This window comes from Streptomyces sp. SID14478, from assembly GCF_010548525.1.
Classification (GTDB): domain Bacteria; phylum Actinomycetota; class Actinomycetes; order Streptomycetales; family Streptomycetaceae; genus Streptomyces.
Map to the genome: position 1 here is coordinate 1 of NZ_JAAGMG010001107.1, position 5,750 is coordinate 5,750.

The 5,750-nt window shown below is 71.1% G+C and carries 6 protein-coding genes; 2 read left to right on the top strand and 4 right to left on the bottom strand.

What is annotated here, in order from left to right:
• From G3I40_RS35730 to G3I40_RS35740, 3 genes are all read right to left on the bottom strand, one after another.
• Nucleotides 1-368, bottom strand: a 368-nt coding sequence (locus tag G3I40_RS35730; protein ID WP_164558994.1) for an ArsA-related P-loop ATPase, incomplete at its 3' end; no start/stop codon positions are given.
• 44 nt (nt 369-412) lie between these two features.
• Nucleotides 413-850: an SRPBCC family protein gene (locus G3I40_RS35735; RefSeq protein WP_164558995.1), complete on the bottom strand. Its 438-nt coding sequence runs from the start codon at nt 848-850 to the stop codon at nt 413-415.
• 80 nt (nt 851-930) lie between these two features.
• Nucleotides 931-1,692, bottom strand: a complete 762-nt coding sequence (locus G3I40_RS35740; RefSeq protein WP_164558996.1) for a metallophosphoesterase — start codon at nt 1,690-1,692, stop codon at nt 931-933.
• Nucleotides 1,693-1,993: 301 nt separating this feature from the next.
• Between G3I40_RS35740 and G3I40_RS35745 the strand changes: the two genes are divergently transcribed.
• Nucleotides 1,994-3,790: an AMP-dependent synthetase/ligase gene (locus G3I40_RS35745; RefSeq protein ID WP_164558997.1), complete on the top strand. Its 1,797-nt coding sequence runs from the start codon at nt 1,994-1,996 to the stop codon at nt 3,788-3,790.
• Nucleotides 3,791-3,970: 180 nt separating this feature from the next.
• On the opposite strand, the gene G3I40_RS35750 is transcribed toward G3I40_RS35745, so the two are convergent.
• Entirely contained in the window at nt 3,971-5,122 is a 1,152-nt protein-coding gene (locus tag G3I40_RS35750; RefSeq protein ID WP_164558998.1) for a glycosyltransferase family 4 protein, read from the bottom strand.
• Nucleotides 5,123-5,213: 91 nt separating this feature from the next.
• Between G3I40_RS35750 and G3I40_RS35755 the strand changes: the two genes are divergently transcribed.
• Nucleotides 5,214-5,750, top strand: a 537-nt coding sequence (locus G3I40_RS35755) for a glycosyltransferase 87 family protein (protein ID WP_164558999.1), incomplete at its 3' end; no start/stop codon positions are given.

Consider the following 5,750-nt stretch of genomic DNA (forward strand, 5'->3'; position numbering starts at 1 on the left):
GCGACGGCCTCCGGGGCGGGCGGCAGGTCGACGACGACCAGGTCGTGGGGGCCCTCGGCGCTGTCCCGCAGGGCGCGCAGCAGGGCCAGCTCCGCGCTGCCGGGCAGCGGGGTGAGCTCCTCGGCGTCGAGCCGGGCCGCGCCGAGCAGGTCGAGGGCGGTGCCGGCCCGTTCCTGCAGGGCGAGGAGATCGTCCCGGAAACCGTCCGCGGGGACGAGCCGGGTGATGTCGACCCCGGGCAGGTCGCCGACGGCGTCCTCGGTGATCAGGTGCGTGCGCAGCCCGTCACGGGCGGCCTTCAGGGCGGTGGCGGCGGCGACGGTGGTGCGGCCGCTGCCGCCCGGACCGGTGACGAGAAGGGTACGCATGGGGACCGAGGCTACCTGGGCGGACAACGCCCGCCGGGGTCGGACTACTTGCCCGACTCGACCCGCTTCTTCAGCCCGGCGAGCGCCCGGTCGATGATGACCTTCTCCGCCTTGCGCTTGATCATCCCGAGCATCGGGATCTTCACGTCGACGGTCAGCGAGTACGTGACCTGGGTCCCCGTACCGGCCGGCTTCAGCAGGTACGACCCGTCGAGCGAGCGCAGCATCTGGGACTTGACGAGGGTCCAGGACACCTCGTCGGCCCCGGTCCACGTGTACTGCAGGGTCTGGTCGTCCTTGATCGCGCCGGCGTCCATGACGAGGCGGACCTGCTCGGCGCGGCCGGCGTCGTCGGTCTTGAGGACCTCGGCCTCCTTCACCTCGCCCGTCCAGTCCGGGTAGCGGGCGAAGTCGGCGATCACGCCCATGACATCGGCCGGTGCCGCCTCGATCGTGATGCTCGAGCTGGTGTGTTCCGCCATCGCGGGGGCTCCTCCAGATGCGGTCCGGCGTACATACGGGTGTCTCGCGTGAAGGCTATCGCGCGCGGACGGCCGCGCCGTCACCACTCCAGGGCCCAGGGCCGGCCGGTGCGCGCGAAGTGGCCGACGTTCACGCATTCCGTGGCGCCGATCCGTGCGCGCCGGGCGAGCGGCTGGTGGACGTGGCCGAACAGCGCGTAGCGGGGCCGGGTGCGGCGGATCGCGTCCAGGACGGCCCGGCTGCCCCGTTCGAAGCGGCGCGCGACGGTGTCGTAGACCAGCTCGGGGACCTCCGGCGGGATGTGCGTGCACAGCACGTCGACCTCGCCCACGGCCTCGATCTTGGCGGCGTACTCGTCGTCGTCGATCTCGTAGGGGGTGCGCATCGGCGTCCGCAGGCCGCCCCCGACGAAGCCGAAGACCCGGCCGCCGATCTCCACCCGCTCCCCGTCGAGGACGGTCGTGCCCGGGCCGGCGTACTCACTCCACAGCTGCGGCATGTCGACGTTGCCGTACGTGGCGTACGTAGGAGAGGGGAAGGCGGCGAACAGCTCCGCGTACTGCTTGCGCACCGCTTTTTCGATGGCGGGGCGCCGGTCGATGCCCGCCCACAGCTGCGCGCCGAGGTCGCGCGCCTCCTCGAAGCGGCGGGCGGTGCGCAGCTCCACGAGGCGGTGTGCGTTCTCGGCTCCGAACAAGTCGGGAAAAATGCCGCGCGAGTGGTCCGCGTAGTCGAGGAAGAGCACCAGGTCACCGAGGCAGACGAGGGCGTCGGCGCCCTCGCCGGCCCGTGCGAGGTCGGTGGAGTTTCCGTGCACATCGCTGACTACATGTACGCGCATGCCGATCACCCTAGGACGATGGGTCAAAGGTGGGTAGAGGGGGCCGGACCTGCAGTTACTTCCGAGTCGGGAAACACGTGGACTACTGTGCGCAGAGCACCGCCATGACGTGTGACGCAGCGAACATCTGGCCTGGACCCCCTACCGAAAAAGCGGTACCGGTGGGTAACGTCCGGGCAGTCCGGTCGTGCTCAGTTCAATTGTCGAGATGTCAAGGGCCTGAGCACCTGCCCGATCTTGGACCGTACCGACGCAGCACACACAGAGTCGTGGCGCCGGCGCCCTATGAGGAGCAGCAGTCTTGCGCGAGTTCAGCCTTCCGGCTTTGTACGAGGTCCCTGCGGACGGCAATCTGACCGACATCGTCCGCAGAAACGCCGCGCAGCATCCCGATGTCGCCGTCATCGGCCGCAAGGTCGACGGCACCTGGCAGGACGTGACGTCCGTCCGGTTCCTCGCCGAGGTGCTCTCCGCCGCCAAGGGCCTGATCGCGTCCGGCGTGCAGCCGGGCGACCGGGTCGCCCTGATGTCGCGTACGCGCTACGAGTGGACGCTGCTCGACTTCGCGATCTGGAGCGCAGGCGCGGTCACCGTCCCGGTGTACGAGACGAGTTCGGCCGAGCAGATCCAGTGGATACTCGGCGACTCCGGAGCGGTCGCGATCCTCGTCGAGTCGGACGCCCACGCCGCTGCCGTCGCCTCCGTGCGCGACCGGCTGCCGGAGCTGCGGCACATCTGGCAGATCGACGCGGGGGGTGTGGACGAGCTGAACCGCTCCGGTGCCGCGGTCCCCGACGAGACGGTGGACGAGCGCAGCGCCTCGGCGAAGGCCGACGACCCGGCGACGATCGTCTACACCTCGGGCACGACCGGGCGCCCCAAGGGCTGCGTCCTCACCCACCGCAGCTTCTTCGCGGAGTGCGGCAACGTGGTGGAGCGCCTCAAACCCCTCTTCCGTACGGGTGAGTGTTCGGTCCTCCTCTTCCTCCCGGTGGCGCACGTCTTCGGCCGCCTGGTCGAGGTGGCCTCGCTGATGGCCCCCATCAAGCTCGGCCACGCCCCCGACATCAAGAACCTCACGGACGAACTCGCCGCGTTCAGGCCCACGTTGATCCTGGGCGTCCCGCGCGTCTTCGAGAAGGTCTACAACTCGGCGCGGGCCAAGGCGCAGGCCGACGGCAAGGGCAAGATCTTCGACAAGGCCGCCGACACGGCGATCGAGTACAGCCGCGCGCTCGACACCCCCAAGGGCCCGTCCCTCGCCCTCAAGGTCAAGTACAAGACCTTCGACAAGCTGGTCTACAGCAAGCTGCGCGCGGTGCTCGGCGGCCGCGGCGAGTACGCGATCTCCGGCGGCGCCCCGCTGGGCGAGCGCCTCGGCCACTTCTTCCGCGGCATCGGCTTCACCGTCCTGGAGGGCTACGGCCTGACCGAGTCCTGTGCGGCGACGGCCTTCAACCCGTGGGACCGCCAGAAGATCGGCACGGTCGGCCAGCCCCTGCCGGGCTCCGTCGTGCGCATCGCGGACGACGGCGAGGTCCTGCTGCACGGCGAGCACCTGTTCACCGGCTACTGGAACAACGAGGGCGCGACGCAGGAGGCGCTCGCCGACGGCTGGTTCCACACCGGCGACATCGGCACGCTCGACGAGGACGGCTACCTCCGGATCACCGGGCGCAAGAAGGAGATCATCGTGACGGCGGGCGGCAAGAACGTCGCCCCGGCCGTCATCGAGGACCGCATCCGCGCGCACGCGCTGGTCGCCGAGTGCATGGTGGTCGGCGACGGCCGCCCGTTCGTCGGCGCCCTCGTCACCATCGACGAGGAGTTCCTCGGCAAGTGGGCCGAGGACCACGGCAAGCCCTCAGGGGTGACGACGGCCGCCCTGCTCGACGACCCGGATCTGCTGGCCGCGATCCAGTCGGCCGTGGACGACGGCAACGCGGCGGTGTCGAAGGCGGAGTCGGTCCGCAAGTTCCGCATCCTGGGCACGCAGTTCACCGAGGACTCGGGGCACTTGACCCCGTCGCTGAAGCTGAAGCGCAACGTCGTGGCGAAGGACTACGCCGACGAGATCGAGGCGATCTACCGGGGCTGAGGCGCCCCGGCGCCATGGAGCTTCTTCGCCGTCGGCGGGTGCACGTTTCGTCGTGGCTGAGCGCGCAGTTCCCCGCGCCCCTGGAAGGCCTGCTGCCTTCCAGGGGCGCGGGGAACTGCGCGAGAAGCCCCACCGGGCCGCGGTCGCGAACGAGACACCGGCCCGGCAGACGCGACGGCGCTACAACAGCCCCCGCAGCCTCTCGGCCAGCAGGTCCCAGCGCCACCGCTCCTCCACCCACTCGCGCCCCCGCTCCCCCATGCGGCGCCGCAGCTCGGGGTCGTTCAAGAGCGCCACGATCCGGTCGGCCGCGTCCTCGGGGGACCCGCCCCGCACGACCCAGCCGGTCTCCCCGTCGAGGACCGCGTCGGGCGCCCCGCCGGAGTCCCCCGCGACGACCGGCAGGCCCGTCGCGGAAGCCTCCAGGTAGACGATGCCGAGGCCCTCGACGTCGAGGCCCCCGCGGCGGGTGCGGCAGGGCATGGCGAAGACGTCACCGGCCCCGTAGTGCGCGGGCAGTTCCTCCCACGGCACGGCCCCCGTGAAGCGCACGGAGTCCGCGACCCCGGTCTCCTCGGCCAGCTTGCGCAGCTCCTTCTCGTACGGGCCGCCGCCCACGATCAGCAGCACCGCGTCCGGTACCGCGGCGAGGATGCGCGGCATGGCCAGGATCAGCGTGTCCTGTCCCTTGCGCGGGACGAGCCGCGAGACGCACACGACCACCGGGCGCTGCGAGAGTCCGAGGCGGGCGCGCACCGCGTCGCCGCCCGACCCCGGGTGGAACGTCTTCTCGTCGACCCCCGGCGGGAGTTGCGTCATCCGCGCGGCCGCCGCGGGCGTCAGCGCGGACGCGATCCGCGACCGCGTGTACTCGCCGAGGTAGGTGATCGTGTCCGTCGACTCGCCGATCCGGCGCAGCAGTTGGCGCGAGGCGGGCAGCTGGGCCCAGCCGGCCTCGTGCCCGTGCGTCGTCGCCACCAGCCGCCGCGCGCCGGCCTTGCGCAGCGCGGGCGCCATCAGGCCGAGCGGTGCGGCCGCCCCGAACCACACCGACGTACAGCCGTGCTCCTTCAGCAGGCCCACTGCGCGCCGGGTCACGCGCGGCGTCGGAAGGAGCATCGTCGTCCGGTCGCGTACGACGGTGAACGGCTGCTCCGCGTCGAATGCCGCGGTCGCCTCGGCCCCCTCCGTGCCGCGCTTCCACGTGGACGCGTAGACGACGAGCTGCTCGGGGTCCAGGCGCAGCGCCATGTTGTGCAGGAAGGCCTGGATGCCGCCGGGCCGGGGCGGGAAGTCGTTGGTCACGACCAGCGTCTTGTTTGTCTTGTGCATCGCCGCAGACAGTACCGAACCCGTCCGAAGGACGCGCCACGCCGCTTCGGTCCATGGCCACCACACGGTTCGTCCCGGCATGATGGTTCGAATGAAGACGCGAAATCCCGCCGCGGTCCTGATCACCTGGGCGCTGACCAGGGCGCTGCTGCTGCTGTGCGTCTTCAAGGTCCTCGTCGTCCCCGGACCGGACGTGACCAGCGACGTCTCCGTCATCTACCACGGCTGGTCCGACATCCTGCGGACAGGAACGTTCCCTCTGGACGACGTCACCTGGCAGTACCCGCCGGCCGCGGCGGTCGCGATCCTCTCCCCGGCGGTGCTCTCCTTCCTCGACTACACCTCGGCCTTCTTCCTGATGGCGTTCCTCGCGGACGCCGCCGTCTTCCTGATGCTCCTGTACGTCGCCGAGCGCCAGGGCAAGTCGCGGCGCGGTGTGTGGGTGTGGGTCGCGGGCCTGCCGCTGCTCGGGCAGACGGTGTACGCGCGCTACGACGTGATGGTCACCGCCGTCGCGGTCGCGGCGCTGCTCGCGGCGGCCCGGCACCCGAGGGCGGCGGGCGTCGTCGCCGGGATCGGCGCGATGCTCAAGGTGTGGCCGGTGCTGCTGCTGGCCGGTGTCCGCCGC

Bases quoted from the DNA above. Each gene is read 5' to 3' on its own strand.
- G3I40_RS35740 (WP_164558996.1), bottom strand. From the start codon at position 1,692: ATGCGCGTACATGTAGTCAGCGATGTGCACGGAAACTCCACCGACCTC.
- G3I40_RS35750 (WP_164558998.1), bottom strand. From the start codon at position 5,122: ATGCACAAGACAAACAAGACGCTGGTCGTGACCAACGACTTCCCGCCC.
- G3I40_RS35735 (WP_164558995.1), bottom strand. From the start codon at position 850: ATGGCGGAACACACCAGCTCGAGCATCACGATCGAGGCGGCACCGGCC.